The sequence below is a fragment of the Ancrocorticia sp. genome (assembly GCF_052089425.1).
Lineage (GTDB): Bacteria > Actinomycetota > Actinomycetes > Actinomycetales > Actinomycetaceae > Ancrocorticia.
Map to the genome: position 1 here is coordinate 1 of NZ_JBQCZW010000043.1, position 15,661 is coordinate 15,661.

Sequence of the window (15,661 nt, forward strand, 5' to 3'; positions counted from 1 at the left end):
CAGCACCATTAGACCCGCTGCGCCAGCACCATTAGACCCGCTGCGCCAGCACCATCGTTTCGCAGTGCGTCGTTTGGGGAAACATGTCAAAGAGGCGAGCGGTGGTTGGGATGAAGCCGGGCATCGCGCCAAGATCCTTAGCTAGGCTCTTGGCGTTACAGCTTGAATAGATAAGCCATTGAGCATCCGAGTTTTCGATCCACTCTGCGAGGTTGCCAATTCCCCGGCGCGGCGGATTGACGATCACGATGTCCGGAGAACCACCCTCGGCACGGACAGCAGAATCCGCATCTCCCGCCATGAATCGAAGCGAAGGGCTTTCACCCCGCGCTTCGGCGGTGCCAGCACGGGTCGTATTCGAGCGCAATGGAGGGCTCTTCATGGAGGAGCCGTCACGCCAGATCTCGCTACGATCGCGATCAGAGGCTAACTCCTCCGTCAGATCGACAGCACCAAGCCGCGCGCTTTCCACCGCCTGCTCGCTTATTTCCACTCCAAGAACGTCGCGCTGTGGCCCCGCGCAATGCAGGGCGAATCCACCAACGCCGCAGTACAAGTCCCATACTTTGAGGGGACTCCTGAAACCGCCGGACTCGCTGGCCCCGCCGGACCAGTTGCGTGCGCTCGCGATACCGTCCACCCAATTACGAGCCAGCGCGTACAAGCCTTGCGCAACGGCGGTGTTGGTTTGGAAGAAAGATTGCGGGCGCAGGTAGAGCGTGGCCGAATCCATCCTCATAGGCAAAGCATCGGCTTCCGTCAACACGATTTCCTCGGGACCCTCTGGCAGGGCTTTGCGTTCGGGTAGAAGGTTGACGGAAACCACCCGTGCTTCTGGCAACGCACTCTGCAGCCACGACAAGTGTTTGCGGATACGAGGCAACGATTCAGTGGAGCGCAGCACGAACCTCACCATGAGCTGACCGCTGGGAGACACGGTGACGATGATGTTCTTGAGCTCGCCGCGCCCGGTCGGAACATCAAAAGGCATGAGCCCAGCTCGCGCAACAAACGCGCTGAGCACACCGAAGCAGTCAGCGAGCCGCGGTTCATAGAGCCCGCACTCGCGCAGGTCAACTCCCTTCCGCTGTGCGTCCAAGATCCCGAGAGTTGGCGCTTGCGGGGAACCGCCAACCACCAGCTTGGCCTTGTTTCGGAAAAGGGATTCGGCCGATGCGAAGGCGGGAAGCCATTCGATAGTGGGCCATGCTTCGAGCAATCCGGCAACTTCCTCCTGCTTTCTGGCGAGCTGCACGGAGTATGGCTCGCCCATGAAGGTACACGAGCGGCACACGCCCGCATCGAAGTAATCGCATTGCACGCTCCAAGCCTACAAGCCTCGGGACGTTCCGAACGCGGGCCATCTGTGCAGGAACAGCAGTTCGCCTCCGTATTTGGTGTAAGCCACCGTTATACGCAGGGCTACTACAACATGCGGATCTATAAGCCAGCCAGCTCCCGACAGTCCTGTGGCCCAGTTCCGTATTTGGTGTAAGCCACCTCTATACGCATGGCTGCTACAACATGCGGATCTATAATCTAGCCCACGGCTACCAGGTGAACCCGACGCAGCCACTCAACCGTGACCAAGGTAAGTGGCATCGAGCGCCAGCCTCCCGTACCCTCAAAGCATGGACAATGAGGTACATAAGGTTGTAGCGATCCCTGATTCGTTTAAGGGAACGCTTTCTGCCCGTGAAGTTGCTGGCGCTATGCGGCGCGGGGTTGAACGTGCGGCCACCACGCTGGATATCCACGTAGATGTGAGCGAGATTCCTTTTGCGGACGGCGGGGAGGGCACCTTGGAGGCCGTGCTGGCGGCGTGGGGGACTGCGGCTCAAGCATGCGACGCCACAGATTCACTCGGCCGGCCGATTAGATCCCACTATGGAGTCTCCCCAGACGGCAAGACTGGCCTGATCGAGGCCGCACAAGCCAATGGGCTGGCAGCTGTTTCCGATGTCCCTCTTCGGCCCCGCGAGGCAACAACGCGAGGGGTTGGCGCCATGGTGCGGGCCGCGCTAGATCAGGGGGTGCAAGAGATTCTTCTGACTGCTGGAGGTTCCGCCACCACGGATGGCGGCACCGGAATGCTCCGCGAATTGGGCATGCGTTTCCTCGACAAGAACGGCAATGAACTCCCTGATGGCGGCGGATGCCTCGTGGAGCTAGCCACCATTGACGTAGAAAATGTAGATCCACGTGCTTTTGACATCACGTGGAAGATTGCTGCTGACGTCACGAATCCTCTGACCGGCCCGCACGGAGCTGCCCACGTGTTTGGCCCGCAAAAGGGAGCGACGCCCGAGGACGTGGAGGTTCTTGATGCCGCTCTGGCCAACATGGCCCGCGTTGCGGAAGCCGTTGGCGGCCAGCAAACTGAGGGTGTCCCCGGACTTGGCGCCGCAGGTGGGATTGCCGCACTTCTGCACGCCTTCTTCCGAGTGGAACTTGAACCCGGATGGCAGATGGTGAGCCAAGCGCTCGGTGCACCAGAAACAGTCGGGTCCGCCGATCTGGTGCTCACGGGCGAAGGGCGGTTCGACAGCCAATCCATCGATGGCAAGGTAATATACGGGGTCCGCCAACTCACCCCACCGAATGTTCCGCTTGTGGTGCTGGCAGGTCAGGTGGGTATTACGCCGGAAGATTTGGAACGCAGTGGGGTTACTGCTGCCTTCTCCATCGCACGCGGCCCATCCACGCTCGAGGAGATCGCCCCACAAACTGCTGAACTGGTGGAGTGGAACGCCTACCAGATAGCCAGGTTCTGGCTCAGTTAGCAAGAACCGCGCGGCTGCATCACGCCCGCCGTCGTTCAACTAAATACACCAAAACTACGACTGAAGGGCTAACTGATGTACGAGATTATTGTGCTTTTGCTACTTGTGGTGGGCATTGTGCTGCTGACCGCCAAGTGGAACATCAATCCGTTTCTCGCGCTGATCGCGGCGGCGTTCATCGCGGCGTTTGCGTATGGCGTGCCGATGGCGGAGGTCACCACCGCGATCGGCGAGGGATTCGGCGGGACGATTGGAAACATCGGACTCGTGATTCTGGTGGGGACGATGCTCGGAGGAATTCTGGAGCGTTCGGGTGCCGCGATTTCCATGGCGGATTTCTTGGTGCGTGTGTTGGGGCCGAAGTTCCCGAATCTGACGATGTCGCTTGTTGGCTGGCTCGTCTCTATCCCCGTTTTCTGCGATTCCGGATACGTGATTCTCAATTCGTTGCGCAAAGCCATCACGCTGAGAACAGGGGTATCGTCAATCGGCACCGCAGTGGCGCTGATGACGGGGCTTTATGCGACCCATACGCTTGTTCCGCCGACACCCGGCCCGCTCGCCGCGGCGGAGAACGTTGGAATCTCGCATAATCTCGGATTCTTGATTGCCGTGGGGTTGCCGGTTTCGCTCGTGGCCGCCTTTGCTGGTCTTGTCTATGCGCAGCGGTTCACGCATTCCACGATGGAGCTCCTGCCTCCCACGGGTGAAGACGATCTGGACAACAAGACGTATGAGGAGCTTCGTGAAAGCTATGGCAAGCTGCCTTCCGCCGGTGCTTCGTTCCTTCCCATCATCGTGCCGCTCATTCTTATCTGTATTGCATCGATCGCCAATCTGCCGAGTGCTCCATTTGGGGCGGGGACCGTCACGGATATCATCGTGTTCTTGGGAACTCCGCTGGTGGCACTCTTCATTGGTCTGGCCGTTGCTGTGTGCCTTCTGCGTGGCAAAGGCAAGCTGGAGCAGTTCAACACGGAGATCACCAGCGCTATCGAAATTGCTGGGCCGATCATCTTCATCACGGGCGCAGGTGCGGCCTTCGGTGGGATCCTCGGCGCATCGGCACTCACGGATATCTTGGCTGATTCACTCAGTTCGCTCGGCCTTGGCCTCCTCGTGCCGTTCCTCATTTCTGCGGCTCTGAAGACTGCTCAGGGTTCCTCGACTGTGGCGCTAGTGACCACATCGGCTATTCTGGCGCCGCTCCTGGGCTCCATGGGGCTCGACTCGGAAATCGGGATGGTTCTGACCGTTCTGGCGATCGGGGCCGGATCGATGGTGGTATCTCACGCGAACGATTCCTTCTTCTGGGTAGTCTCCCGGCTCAGCCGTTTGCCTGTTGGCGTTGCCTATCGAACCCTGACCGTGGCCTCTGGAATCGAAGGGGTTGCTGCCTTCATCACCGTGTGGATTATTGGAGCAATCGTGTTGTAGGGGTGGAACGGTCAACCGTCACGCGAATAATTCCCAACGAAACCGTGATCTGCCCCGCGGCGTGCCTGATCGTTTGCGAGTAGGCTTGCTGGGCGCATTCGGCAAGGGCCGAGCGCGAGCTAGGGAAGGATTTCATGAGGCAGCTGGGCAGGATCATCACCTTCACGAAGAAGCTCACCCCATACTATATCCTTATCGTGGTGGCTTCGGTGTTTGTGACGGCAGCTAATATCGTTGTGCCATTCATTATCGGCCGCGCCACGGATACGGCGGTCGATGCGGTCAGCGGCGCCACGCCCGTGAACGCCGCCATCACGACAGCCCTCTGGTTGGCCGCGGCCTTCCTCGCGATCGATATTTTCTCCACCGTCGCCTCCTCGATCGGGGGTTATTTCGGTGACGTGATGAGCCAGAAGATGCGTGCGATTCTATCGGTGCGTTATTACGAGAAGCTCCTGACCCTCCCGCAAAGCTACTTTGATGGCGAGCTCACCGGCACCATCACATCTCGCCTCAACCGCTCGATCATGGAAGTCACGAACTTCGCGAAGTCCTTCGCTAACAGTTTCTTCACCACGCTGTTGACGGTGGTTGCTGTGCTCATCGTATCCGCGATCTATTCACCGTGGCTTGCCATTCTGCTCGCGATCATCTTCCCGGTTTACCTCTGGCTGACGGCCCTCACTTCCCGGCGCTGGCAGCGCCTCGAAGGCCAGAAGAACGAGCAAATCGATCTGGCGGGCGGCCGCTTCACGGAAGTGGTGGGCCAGATCCGCGTGGTGAAGTCCTTCGTTCAGGAGCTGCGCGAACTCAAAATATTCACGCGCCGCTACGCGCGGACGGTTGACGTCACACGCGATCAGTCCACCCATTGGCATTGGATGGACTTCGCCCGCCGCGCCTTTATGTCGCTCGTTTTCTTCGGCATCTACGCCATCATCTTCGTCAACACGGCGCGCGGCACCTTCTCCGTGGGGGATATGGTGCTCCTCATCCAGCTGATCGCCCTAGCGCGCCAGCCCATCCAATCGATGAGCTTCATCGTGGATACCGCCCAGCACGCGATCGCCGGCTCCAAGGATTACTTTGACGTCATGGCACTCATACCGCATCGCCGCCCAGCTCTTGCCGATTCGATGAGCCAAGAGTCTTTGCCAGAAGATTTGATGGATTTGATCGACGACGGCGAAGCCACCCGTACGTCCGAAGCTTCACCTACATCCGGGGCGCGTCCGTCCGAGTTGGTTGACGGGGAGGGGAACGCCGTCGTCGTCGAAAATTCGGACATCGCCGTGGCTTTCGATCACGTAACCTTCGGCTACGATGACGATCCCGACGTCCTCTCGGACATTAGTTTCGAGATCCGCAGGGGCGAGCGCGTGGCGTTCGTGGGCGAATCGGGCGGCGGCAAAACCACGCTGACCGCGCTGCTCCTGGGGCTCTACCCGGTGCGCGGCGGGACGGTGCGGGTGTTCGGTCAGGATGTTTCGGATATTTCCGTGGCCGCGCTTCGCGATAGCGTGGGTGTGGTTTTTCAGGATGCGTCGCTGTTTTCGGGGACGATCCGCGAGAACATTTCGTATGCTCGGCCGAACGCGAGCGAGGCGGAGATCGTTGACGCTGCTACCCGCGCGAACGCCGCAAAGTTTATCTCCGGCTTCCACTCGGGGTATGAGACGCTGATCGGGGAGCGTGGCCTCAAGCTTTCCGGCGGGCAAAAGCAGCGGATTTCCGTGGCGCGCGCGATCCTTAAGGATGCGCAGATCCTCGTGTTGGACGAGGCTACCTCGGCGCTGGATACACGCGCCGAGCGGCAGGTTCAGGCCGGGCTCGAATCTCTCATGGAGGACCGTACCAGTCTGATCATCGCGCACCGGCTCTCCACCATCGCCACGGTGGATCGGATCATTACGCTCAAGGATGGGCGGATCGATGAGGTGGGGACGCCCGCTGAGCTGGCCGAATCGGGCGGCATCTACGCCAGCCTGCTCGCGCTGCAGAACGAAGGCACCAAGAAGGCGCGCAAGAGCTTGAAGCGGTACGAAATCGAACACTGACTGGGCGGGGATTTCTAGGTGGTGCTGGCGGCTGCGTCGTAGATCCGTAGTGGTATGTATTCGGCGGCGTGAGTGAAATCTTTATCTGTGGTCAGCAGTATCAGCTCGTGTCTGATGGTCAGCTGCGCGATGAGTGCGTCTACTGTTGGTAACTGGACGCCGTTCCGTCTGCACGTGTTGGAGAGATGTGCGGCAGCTTCGTAATCCTGACGATCTGGTTCCACAAAGGACAAGGAATTGAATGCATCTCGGATGTGGTCTTGGGCTTTACTTGGCACAGCGCGTTGGAGAAGCTCTAGCAACACAATCCCGGTTGTTGCAATATCGCTGCCCTGTGACAATGCGGCGCGTAGAGCCTCTACTTCAGCAATTGTAGAATGCGAATTGCGACGCAAAGCCAGCGACCACACGCTAGTGTCTACGAGAAAAGTCATGAAGGATTGTCCAGTTCACGCTGCTTACGGGCAGCCTTATAATCGAAGGAATCGTCCCAGTCGATCGTTCCGAATAGCTCGACGATTTTTCCGCGATTGCGTTTCGCGATGAATTCCTCGAGGGCAATGGTGACAGTCTCCTTCTTGGTTCGCATCCCCCCAACTTCGTATGCTGCTTCTAGGAGCGCTGGGTCAATTGCTAAGTTGGTCGCCATGTTACACATCTCCCTACACAAAGAGTTACACATGATTCTAAGAGATTCGTTCACCGTTTGAGAAGAGCAAAAGAAAACAAAATTTGGTTTTGATTGTGATTTCTCGTTCGGTCTTTATGACATCGTCGATGTCCCTGTGGAGTGGCCCGGCGGGCGAGCAGAGCGAGTAGGCTGGGGCGAAAGCGGACCTAGGGAGGCAACCGTGGAGTACAGCAAAGTGACATCGCCCATTGGGGAGCTTCTGATTGTTGCAAGTGATCGTGGCCTGACTCAGATTGCTTTCGAATCGGAAGGATTCGAGGCCGTGACGAGCGGAATTGGATTGCCCAAGGAAGAATCCGAATCTCAGGGGGCTAATGCGCAGGCAGCGCGGGCGCACCTTCTCGCACGCGCTGGCCAGCAGCTCACCGAGTACTTTGCGGGCGAACGCCGTGAATTTGATGTGCCGTTGGATTTCACCGGACGTTCTGGTTTTCAGCTGGACGTGCAGAAATACTTGGCGCATATCCCCTACGGAACGACGCAGACGTACAAGCAAGTTGCGGAGGCGCTAGGTAAACCCGGTGCCACGCGAGCCGTAGGGAGTGCGTGCGGGGCAAACCCGCTTCCGATCGTGCTGCCGTGCCACCGCGTTGTGCGCACAGATGGTGGCCTCGGTGGTTACCGAGGCGGCCTCGAGGCCAAGCGCTATTTGTTAGACCTTGAGCGAGAGGACTAACGTCAAACAGCATGTCCGTAACAACGAATGAGCCAAGCGATAGGGCCAACCCCAATCAGTGGCGTAACATCATGGCTGCCTTGGCGAATCCGGATACTCGCCGGGTGGCGGCCAAGCTGATGCTCGGCGAGGAATTTGAGACGGCTTCCGCCGAATTTACCCCATCCAAGCGCCGTAAGGTCACCGCCGCGATAGAAAAGAGCGGCCTCGTTGACCCGGAAACCGGGAGTCTCAACGAATCGATTTTTCGTGAAGCACTTGCCTCCGGTGGTGCTCAACCCGCTAAACAACGGGGCATCGAGCGGTTCCTTCATGGCAAGCTGATTATTCAATATCCAGCGAATTCCTCCGAGCGCGCTGAGCTCCTTTCGTGGGTGGCTGCACAGGCATTCGGGCCAGCCGAGGTGCTGTCCGAAAAGGATGTTAACGAGCGCCTTCGCCCCTTTACAGATGATGTGGCGGAACTGCGGCGCTACCTCGTCGATCACGGTCTCGTTTATCGCAGCCCGGATGGGGCGCAATACTCCCGGCGTGGGCCTGAAAGATGTGTCTAGCCTCGGGATCACAGCTTTCGGGCGGTTTGGTGCGGAGTAGATCCGTTCGAAGGTGTTGTATTTTCGGTTGAACCTGTACTGTGAGGAGTGCCCAACCGGGTGTAGCGCAGGTCGTAGGGCCCGGAGATTATTGGCGGCTCGGCCAAACTGTACGGGTGGCTTCCCGGGTGGTATTCGCGGCGGCGCAGGGGAAAATGACAGCCTAGCGCGCATTTTGAGTACCCTGATATAGGGACCAGACGGAGACTGGTCACCGATCTGTCTGCGGCTGAATTGCGCGCGGATGCAATTACCGGCGATTTTTGGGTACTGCGATGACACGCCATTGCAGGGCCCGCATGTTGTGTGACTGAGGACGGCTTATGAGCGGTGCAAATGATACGCATAGGGCAATTGCTGAGGGCCTTCAGAACTATCTCATTGGAGTTCGCTACAAGCGCCCGTACGTGAGATTCCGAGTTCTTGAGCGGCCACGCTTACAAATAAACGACCGCGCGCCTCTGACCATTGTTGGCGCTCCGGCTGGATATGGCAAGAGTGTTCCGTTGTCCCAGTGGGGGACGCAATGGGCACGTGATGGCAAGGAATCTGTCTGGCTTATCCTTGGAAGTTGTTACGTCTCGAGTGCGCAATTCTGGGTGCTTTTAGCGAGGGCACTTGGCATAGTCACTGTGCAGCCTTTTGATCACGTTCAGATCCATCGGGCTATCTCTGAGCACATAGCTGGTTTGACTGAGCGGCTCGTCATTACGATTGACAATTTCGAGTACGCCACGAGTTCTACGCTTGATCTTGCGCTTGTCCAGCTCCTCGATGAATCGCCGCTGCTTGACCTTGTTGTGAGCGGACGCCGGTCAACCTCATTGACAAGTCCTCTCGTCACCAGCCAATATGACGCGCGCTTAGTAACTGCTGACGAACTCGCTTTCACTGACGATGAGGTAGGTGAATTGGCCAAACTCTATGCGAGGGAAGAAGGGCAGGAGGCGATCATAGATCTCGCCCAGTCGGTCGCTGGTTGGCCCCTTCCGGTACAGATCGGATGCTCAGGTACCGGTGCGCCAACGGAACAGTTTGCCCGTATTGTGGCTGAGTATATCGACCTAGCTGGGGAAGGTGTGGGCCAGCGCGTACTGTACGAAATCGCGTTGTGTCCTGGCGTAAGTGTCAATGTTTTGGCGCAGATGGAGTATCCGGAATTAACTACGCAGAGCACCCGCGAGATGACTGATGAAGTAGGCAATGTATGTGCTGCTCTCGAGGATCAGGGTCTCATCCATCGCCTTCCCTCTCACGATCGGATCAGATATTCCTGTCATCAAGGCATCGCGAGCATTGTGGCGCACCGAGGGCTTTCTGCGCTATCTCAAGAAGAACTGAGGCGGTTGCGTCTCTATTACTCGGTGAACATTGATGACTACGACCCGAGCAGCGCCTTCCGTGCCCGAATCCAGATCGAGGATTTAGAGGGAGCGGAGCGGATGGCGCGGCGAAGATTCGTGCAGCTCCTCGCCGATGAGAAGGGGACGCGGATCACACTGGGCCTTGTGGACCCGGAAAGGACCCGGCAGTACGGCGCCATAGATGGGCTTCGCATGTTCATCGATCACGCAGATCCCACGATGAGCGTTGAGCTTAAGCGTGAACGCATGTCCAGAAGTCGCGAATCTATGCGTCAGTTACTTCTAGGCAATGATCCAATGACCGTTATCTACGCCGAATGTGCTTTGGTGGCCGCAGAAGTCACCGTGGGCAGCGTGGCCGAGGCCTATCGCCTGGCTAAGGACCTAGCCCGCCGCATGACGGATGGCGTGGAGGGAGGTTCTGGCGGCAGCCCCTCCATGGTTGCGATGATGTGGACATTTGTCGGATATGCTGCCAATGCTTACGGTGATTACCTTCTCGCCGAGAGAAGCAATTTGAAAGCATTGCGGCTTGCGGAACGCGAGAACAGTCTCGCGGTGAAGATGAGGGCGCTCCGTGGCCTGTCGCGAGTTAAGTTTTGTACCGGAGATATGGTTGAGGCAAAGAGGTACCTCGATGAAGTTCACGAGGTACGAGCTTCCCTCTCATCTCGTGCAAAGGAAAGCACACTCGATCTGACAGCCGGGTACTTTGCGGGAATTCTCCTCCGGAACGCCGCGCTCAACGGCTGGGACGAACCTTTTGAAGATCAGCCAATGACGGCCGAATGGATGGCAGACCATGCGTGGGTGGTGACATATCCGTTGCACGTGATGGCCGAAGCTGACATCGAACGCCAACTGAATGGGAGCGGTCATGCTCTGCGGCTTCTCAAGCACCGTCTGAATACGTGGCCACTGAGGAAGGCAGCTTCGGATTCCTATACTCACACCCTCTATGCGTACACCGCTAGTCTCATGGCCGTCACGGGAGACTTGGCATCGGCGCAGCGTCAGCTTGACAGTGCAGGAGAAGGAGAATCTGGGAAGGGCATCGTCCAAGCGAGGATCTACCTGCTGAAGGGACAACCGCGAAAGGCGCTGGCCAGCCTTCAGGACAATGGGCCAGCGGGCTTCATTCCGCGTCAACACGCTGAATGGAGCCTCCTATCGGCGGTTGCGCTGTGGCAGTTGGAGATGCACAGCTCCGCTGTTGACGCCGCACACGAAGCTCTTCGGCTGATGCGTGAGCATGTGGGATACGGGGTGCTGGGGTGGGTTCCTTATGAGTCCTTACGTGAGTTAGCTGAGTACCTGAGGGATTCTGGGGACGACAGCCTGTACGAGTATGTGGATGCGATGCCCGAGAATCTTAGGTGCCATCAATACGGCAGGCTGAGCCGAGCTGAGCTGAGGACGCTTTGCGAGCTAGCCAATGGTGAACCCCTCGAGAACACGGCAGGTTCTCTTTTCATATCGATCAATACGTTGAAGTTCCATCTACGGAGTATCTACCGGAAGCTTCACGTCTCGAATCGTCACGAGGCAGTACAGAGAGCCCAACTCTTGGGTCTGTACACACCCAACCAGTCTTGGGGTGGAATGCGGGGTGGAAAAGCTAAGGAATAGCTAGAAATCAGGGTTTCTCGGGCTAGCGTCTTGATGTCGATCGGCTAAATCTCCGGCCACTAAATTCCGGCACGGAGCATCACACGCTCTCGTTTCCGATCGATGCCTACACCACAGTGATCAGGTGTGGGTCCGAGTCGGAATTGAGGAGCCCATGACTAGAACCACCGAAGCGTATGTACGGTGCCCCGTGCGCGAAAGAACGCGATTATTCGCGATACTATCCGGAGTGCTCTGCTTAGTTTTCGGATCGCTCATCGCGATGCCGTCCCCAAGCTTCGCCGCCCAGAACGATGGCATTAAAGTGAGCGGGGAGCTGTCCAGCGAAGAAGGCGGACAAGCAACCATCGGCGATGTCCTGACCTTCACTGGGGCGTGGGATGCCACGGACGCCAATCCACAGCCCGGAGACACGTTCACGGTTGGTTTGCCACCGGAGCTTGGATTCCAAGCGCAGATTCCGCTTGAGCTTAGAGACGCTGATGGCACTAGCTGGGGGAGTTGCTTGACGAACTCGCCAAGTGACGGGATTATGACCTGCAGTCTCTCAGATGCGGTTGAAGGTAAAGAAGAAGTTAAGGGAACCTTTGAACTGCAAGTTGAAGCCAAACAGGCGACAAGCGAAGAGACCGTCAAATTCGATCTCAACGGAGAAACAATCGAAGTGGATCTACCCGGCGAGGGCGGAATCGATGACGGCGTCATCATTCAGGATGAGTGGAGCAAGTCTGGTGCCCTGAACGGCAACAAATGGTCGATGACGTGGAGCATTGAGCTTCCGGGGTCCAGACTCGCGGGCAATGAGACAGTTACCATCCTTGAAGACCTCAGCGATAACCATCAGCTGTGCGATCCCGCTAACCTCAAGGTTGTTTCCGAGCGTGGTGGAGACAAGCAGGACGTGTCAGCCATTGCTTCAACCCAAACTGAGGGCGTCGCAGATCCTCACGATTTCAAGATCACCCTGATGGAGCCAGAAGGGGGATGGGACACCAACGTCCTCTACCGCGTCACCTACCAGACGTGCACTCCAGACAAGCAGATCGATCCTGAAGGTACGGAATACACGAACGAAGCCTACGTCGATATATTCGGCGAATCATCCGGCGTTATCGGCTTAACGCAGGACTGGGACTTCAGTGACGCTGTCAATAAGTGGGGTTGGGTCTCTGACGGGGCCAATCGAAACGGAGTGATTAACTGGACAGTGGATGTTGCCGGCGATTTGCTCCACAACAAGGATGGTTTTAACTTCACCGACGCCTTGTCGGGTGAGCACGCACTGTGCAAGGACGAATCTGGTGCTTACACGGTCAAGGGCCTGAAGGTCGCGGAACGGTACGGGCCGAGTGACGATCTCGTCGGCGTTCTCAGCGAGGAGCAGCTTGCCCGAGCGGTTACACCGGCTGAGGATGGCAAGAGTTTTTCCGTCGAGTTCGCGACCGGCTCTGACTTCGCCTTTAAAGGCAATTCATACATCTACAGGATTACATATCAGACGTGCGCCACAACGGACGGGCTTCCCACAAGTGGGACTGCGTTCTCTAACGAAGCGAGCGTGGACGGAAAGATCCAAGCAAGTACCACGGAGGTCCCTAATCGAACGGAGCGAAAGACCGGTAGCATCAACTCCAACATGGTCACCCTCGACGATGTTGATTATCTCCCACAGACAACCCTGAACTGGGGAATCACTGTTCCCGGAGAACGCTTGACCGATCCTGTCCAGATCGCAAGTCCTGTCACGGTTACTGATAAGAGCTCCGAAAACCTCACCGTGTGTGGTGAAGGGGAAAATCTGAAATCCAGACTCGGGCTGAAGGTTGAGGCCCGCGATCAGATCAACAACGGAGGTTTGCCGGCCGTTGACCTGACGGACGCAACCACCGCCTCGCTTGAGGATGGCGCGTTGACGTTCGAGATAGCCGCACCGGATCTCCCCCTCCCGGGGGACGGGGAGGCAACGTCAAAGGGTTGGAGCAAGGAATACCAGTACGTGATCAGCTACACCACCTGCACTGCCAGTGGTGGAATGGATGCGCCAGGGGCAACGTATGGAAACGAAGCAACTGTTGCGGGTAAGACCTACAAGCAGTCAGTGACTCAGGAGTACCGCGGGAGCGGTACCGGTCAGGGTGTTTCACGCGGGTCCGTAGAGATCTCGAAGGCCCTCACTGACAACGCGGGAGCCGAGTTCGTGCCAGAAGGCACCAACTTTACGGTGCATGCACAAGAGATTGACCCTGAGGGCAACGTTCAGCTCGAATATGATCTCGAGGTTCCTCTCAACGGAGATCCGGTCAAGGGACTGAACGCACGAGGTAACGGATGGACAATCAAGCTCTCGGAGCCCAGCTTCCCGAATGTCCCTGGTGTGACATTTGGCGATCCGACGTTCAGCGATTCTGAGGGTGTGACTCCCTCTGAGGACGGAACCACTGCCGTTGCCACGTTGACACCAGGTTCGAACGTTCAGGTCGAGTTGGACAATACGGCTCAGCTTGGCTCTATCCAGATTGATAAGAAGGTCGACGGCCCGGCTGGCGGCCTCTCGGACGTTGACTCATTCCCGATCACGGCGAAGATCGACACCTCGGCACTGGGAGACAATTTTCCGGCTCAAGAGGATCGAACCTTGGAACTGACACCGGGTGAGCCTCTAACGCTCGACGATCTGCCGATTGGCTCCGTTGTTTCCTTCAGTGAGAATCTGCCGGAAACCAATGATCTGATCACTTGGGGAACTCCTGAGTTCTCTCCGGAACAGGTAGAGGTAACAGCAGATCACGTTGCCGCGCCGGTACTAGTCACAGTAACAAACACGGCAAATCGCACTCTGGGCACCTTCTCCCTCGCGAAGAATGTGACGGGCGATCAAGCCAAGAACACCGCGGTACCGGACGAGGTAGAGGTAACCGCCACGTGGGAGCAGGAGGGCGAATCACATTCAAAGGTTCTCAACCTGCCCACTGACGGATCGGCGGTCGAATTCGGCGAGGACTTGTACGTTGGCACTGAGGTGACTCTCGTGGAGACGCCTCTTGCCGATGGTTCGAGCATCGCATGGGGCACCCCAGCATGGTCCGGACCCGGCGTTGAGTTGGATGAGGACGGCAGTGCCGTCGTGACCGTAACCCGAGGTTCGGAGGCACTTGTGTCCGTGGAGAATCATGCTGCCACGTCCACCGCTGGTCTTAGCGTGCTGAAGGTAGTTGGCGGTGAGGCTGCGGAAGCGGTTGGCTCAGATACGGAATTCACCGTGCTGGTGGAATGGGAGGATGCTGATGGCACTGCTCAATCCAAGGAACTCGCGATCAACGCTGCCGAACCGGCAATCCTCGGTGAGGATCTTCCGGCCGGTACTGTCCTGACCCTTTCGGAGCTCACGGCTCCAGAAGCTGTAGGTGTCAACTGGGGTAACGTGAGGTTCAGCGGAACCGGCGTTGAGGCTGGTGAGAATGGCACGGCGACAGTCGTGGTATCAGATCAGCACGATGCGGTCACGCTTGTGACCGTAACCAACGAGGCCCACTGGAAGCCCGGAACCTTCGAGCTGTCCAAGACCATCACAGGCGTGGATACGTCCGGTTCGGATGTTCCCAAGTCAGTGGATGTTACTGCCGCGTGGATTGTGGATGGTGAACAGAACTCGAAGGATTTCACGATTCCAACTGACGGCACACCCGTACCCTTCGGTGAGGAACTCCCATATATGACGGACGTTGTGCTGACGGAAGCGGCGCCTGAAGCATCCGCTGCGCTCACGTGGGCAATGCCCGCGTGGAGCGGTGATGGCCTCACGGAAAACGGCGATGGTACTGCAACCTTGACGATAGGGGCGGGAACCACGGCGTCCGTTGAACTGGTGAACAAAGCGCAGCCAGTCAATACGGTTCCGTCCGATGATGCCTCAACAGCGCCGTCAGAACAGCCTTCAGCGGGCTCTAATCTGCCGTTCACGGGTGCCCAAGGAGTACTTGTGATCGCTGGTATTGCAGCGGTTCTTCTGCTGGCTGGTACTGCGATCGTTCTGCTTCGCAGGCGTGGTAACGCGAGCTAACGGACTCGGTAATAAACAACGAGGTCCTGCCAATGTGAGTTGGTAGGGCCTCGTTCGTGTCGCTCATCGTGTAGTCGATGGTTTCGTTTGTTTTTTCGACGACGCGGTTTTTCCCGCGCCATCCACTCATGTCCGTAAACGGAACTGCGGCTTAGGACGAATGAGGGTAGCAATACGGTTAATATTGCGGTTCGAGACTAGGTCTTGGTAGATACCGGCGCCGGCCGTTACGCCGCAAACACGGAGTGCCACCCGGAGGAGTGATCATTCTCCGGCGGGCACGACGGCCTTCCACGCGAGGCGGGTACGCTCGCCTTGAGTTCCGTATGTGGTGTGCGCCGTGCATATTGCATAGCTACTACAGCATACGG

General features: G+C 57.7%; 10 protein-coding genes. 7 read left to right on the forward strand and 3 right to left on the reverse strand.

What is annotated here, in order from left to right; translation table 11 throughout:
- Positions 1 to 31: 31 nt before the first annotated feature.
- Entirely contained in the window at positions 32 to 1,321 is a 1,290-nt protein-coding gene (locus ACTHV6_RS10575; protein ID WP_441387490.1) for a methyltransferase domain-containing protein, read from the reverse strand.
- A 310-nt stretch (positions 1,322 to 1,631) separates the two neighbouring features.
- Here ACTHV6_RS10575 and ACTHV6_RS10580 point away from each other — a divergent pair, with 310 nt between their 5' ends.
- The 3 genes from ACTHV6_RS10580 (at position 1,632) to ACTHV6_RS10590 (ending at position 6,277) form a co-directional block, all read left to right on the forward strand.
- A complete protein-coding gene (locus tag ACTHV6_RS10580) occupies positions 1,632 to 2,783 on the forward strand; it encodes a glycerate kinase (RefSeq protein WP_441387491.1) in 1,152 nt (383 codons plus the stop codon).
- A 75-nt stretch (positions 2,784 to 2,858) separates the two neighbouring features.
- The gene (locus ACTHV6_RS10585) at positions 2,859 to 4,220 is read left to right on the forward strand and encodes a GntP family permease (protein WP_441387493.1); all 1,362 of its coding nucleotides are present in this window, start codon (positions 2,859 to 2,861) and stop codon (positions 4,218 to 4,220) included.
- Between the two features lie 134 nt (positions 4,221 to 4,354).
- Entirely contained in the window at positions 4,355 to 6,277 is a 1,923-nt protein-coding gene (locus tag ACTHV6_RS10590) for an ABC transporter ATP-binding protein (RefSeq protein WP_441387495.1), read from the forward strand.
- A gap of 14 nt (positions 6,278 to 6,291) precedes the next feature.
- Here ACTHV6_RS10590 and vapC read toward each other — a convergent pair whose 3' ends face one another.
- Together vapC and ACTHV6_RS10600 are read right to left on the reverse strand one after the other, a co-directional pair.
- Entirely contained in the window at positions 6,292 to 6,711 is a 420-nt protein-coding gene (gene vapC / locus ACTHV6_RS10595; protein WP_441387496.1) for a type II toxin-antitoxin system VapC family toxin, read from the reverse strand.
- Positions 6,708 to 6,926, reverse strand: coding sequence for a type II toxin-antitoxin system VapB family antitoxin (locus ACTHV6_RS10600; protein WP_441387498.1), 219 nt, complete (start codon positions 6,924 to 6,926; stop codon positions 6,708 to 6,710). The genes vapC and ACTHV6_RS10600 overlap by 4 nt, the downstream gene beginning before the upstream one ends.
- 202 nt (positions 6,927 to 7,128) lie before the next feature.
- Here ACTHV6_RS10600 and ACTHV6_RS10605 point away from each other — a divergent pair, with 202 nt between their 5' ends.
- The 4 genes from ACTHV6_RS10605 to ACTHV6_RS10620 all read left to right on the forward strand — a co-directional run bounded on the left by ACTHV6_RS10605 (position 7,129) and on the right by ACTHV6_RS10620 (position 15,290).
- Positions 7,129 to 7,644 carry a methylated-DNA--[protein]-cysteine S-methyltransferase gene (locus tag ACTHV6_RS10605; RefSeq protein WP_441387500.1) on the forward strand — a complete coding sequence of 172 codons (516 nt, stop codon included), beginning with the start codon at positions 7,129 to 7,131 and terminating at the stop codon, positions 7,642 to 7,644.
- A gap of 11 nt (positions 7,645 to 7,655) precedes the next feature.
- Entirely contained in the window at positions 7,656 to 8,198 is a 543-nt protein-coding gene (locus tag ACTHV6_RS10610) for a DUF2087 domain-containing protein (protein WP_441387501.1), read from the forward strand.
- A 671-nt stretch (positions 8,199 to 8,869) separates the two neighbouring features.
- The gene (locus ACTHV6_RS10615) at positions 8,870 to 11,230 is read left to right on the forward strand and encodes a LuxR C-terminal-related transcriptional regulator (RefSeq protein WP_441387503.1); all 2,361 of its coding nucleotides are present in this window, start codon (positions 8,870 to 8,872) and stop codon (positions 11,228 to 11,230) included.
- 229 nt (positions 11,231 to 11,459) lie between these two features.
- Positions 11,460 to 15,290 carry a DUF5979 domain-containing protein gene (locus ACTHV6_RS10620; RefSeq protein WP_441387504.1) on the forward strand — a complete coding sequence of 1,277 codons (3,831 nt, stop codon included), beginning with the start codon at positions 11,460 to 11,462 and terminating at the stop codon, positions 15,288 to 15,290.
- Positions 15,291 to 15,661 lie beyond the last annotated feature (371 nt).

What these genes read in the sequence shown, in the direction of transcription:
- ACTHV6_RS10600 (WP_441387498.1), bottom strand. Translation starts at nt 6,926, where the DNA reads ATGGCGACCAACTTAGCAATTGACCCAGCGCTCCTAGAAGCAGCATAC.
- ACTHV6_RS10610 (WP_441387501.1), top strand. Translation starts at nt 7,656, where the DNA reads ATGTCCGTAACAACGAATGAGCCAAGCGATAGGGCCAACCCCAATCAG.
- ACTHV6_RS10590 (WP_441387495.1), top strand. Translation starts at nt 4,355, where the DNA reads ATGAGGCAGCTGGGCAGGATCATCACCTTCACGAAGAAGCTCACCCCA.
- vapC (WP_441387496.1), bottom strand. Translation starts at nt 6,711, where the DNA reads ATGACTTTTCTCGTAGACACTAGCGTGTGGTCGCTGGCTTTGCGTCGC.
- ACTHV6_RS10580 (WP_441387491.1), top strand. Translation starts at nt 1,632, where the DNA reads ATGGACAATGAGGTACATAAGGTTGTAGCGATCCCTGATTCGTTTAAG.
- ACTHV6_RS10585 (WP_441387493.1), top strand. Translation starts at nt 2,859, where the DNA reads ATGTACGAGATTATTGTGCTTTTGCTACTTGTGGTGGGCATTGTGCTG.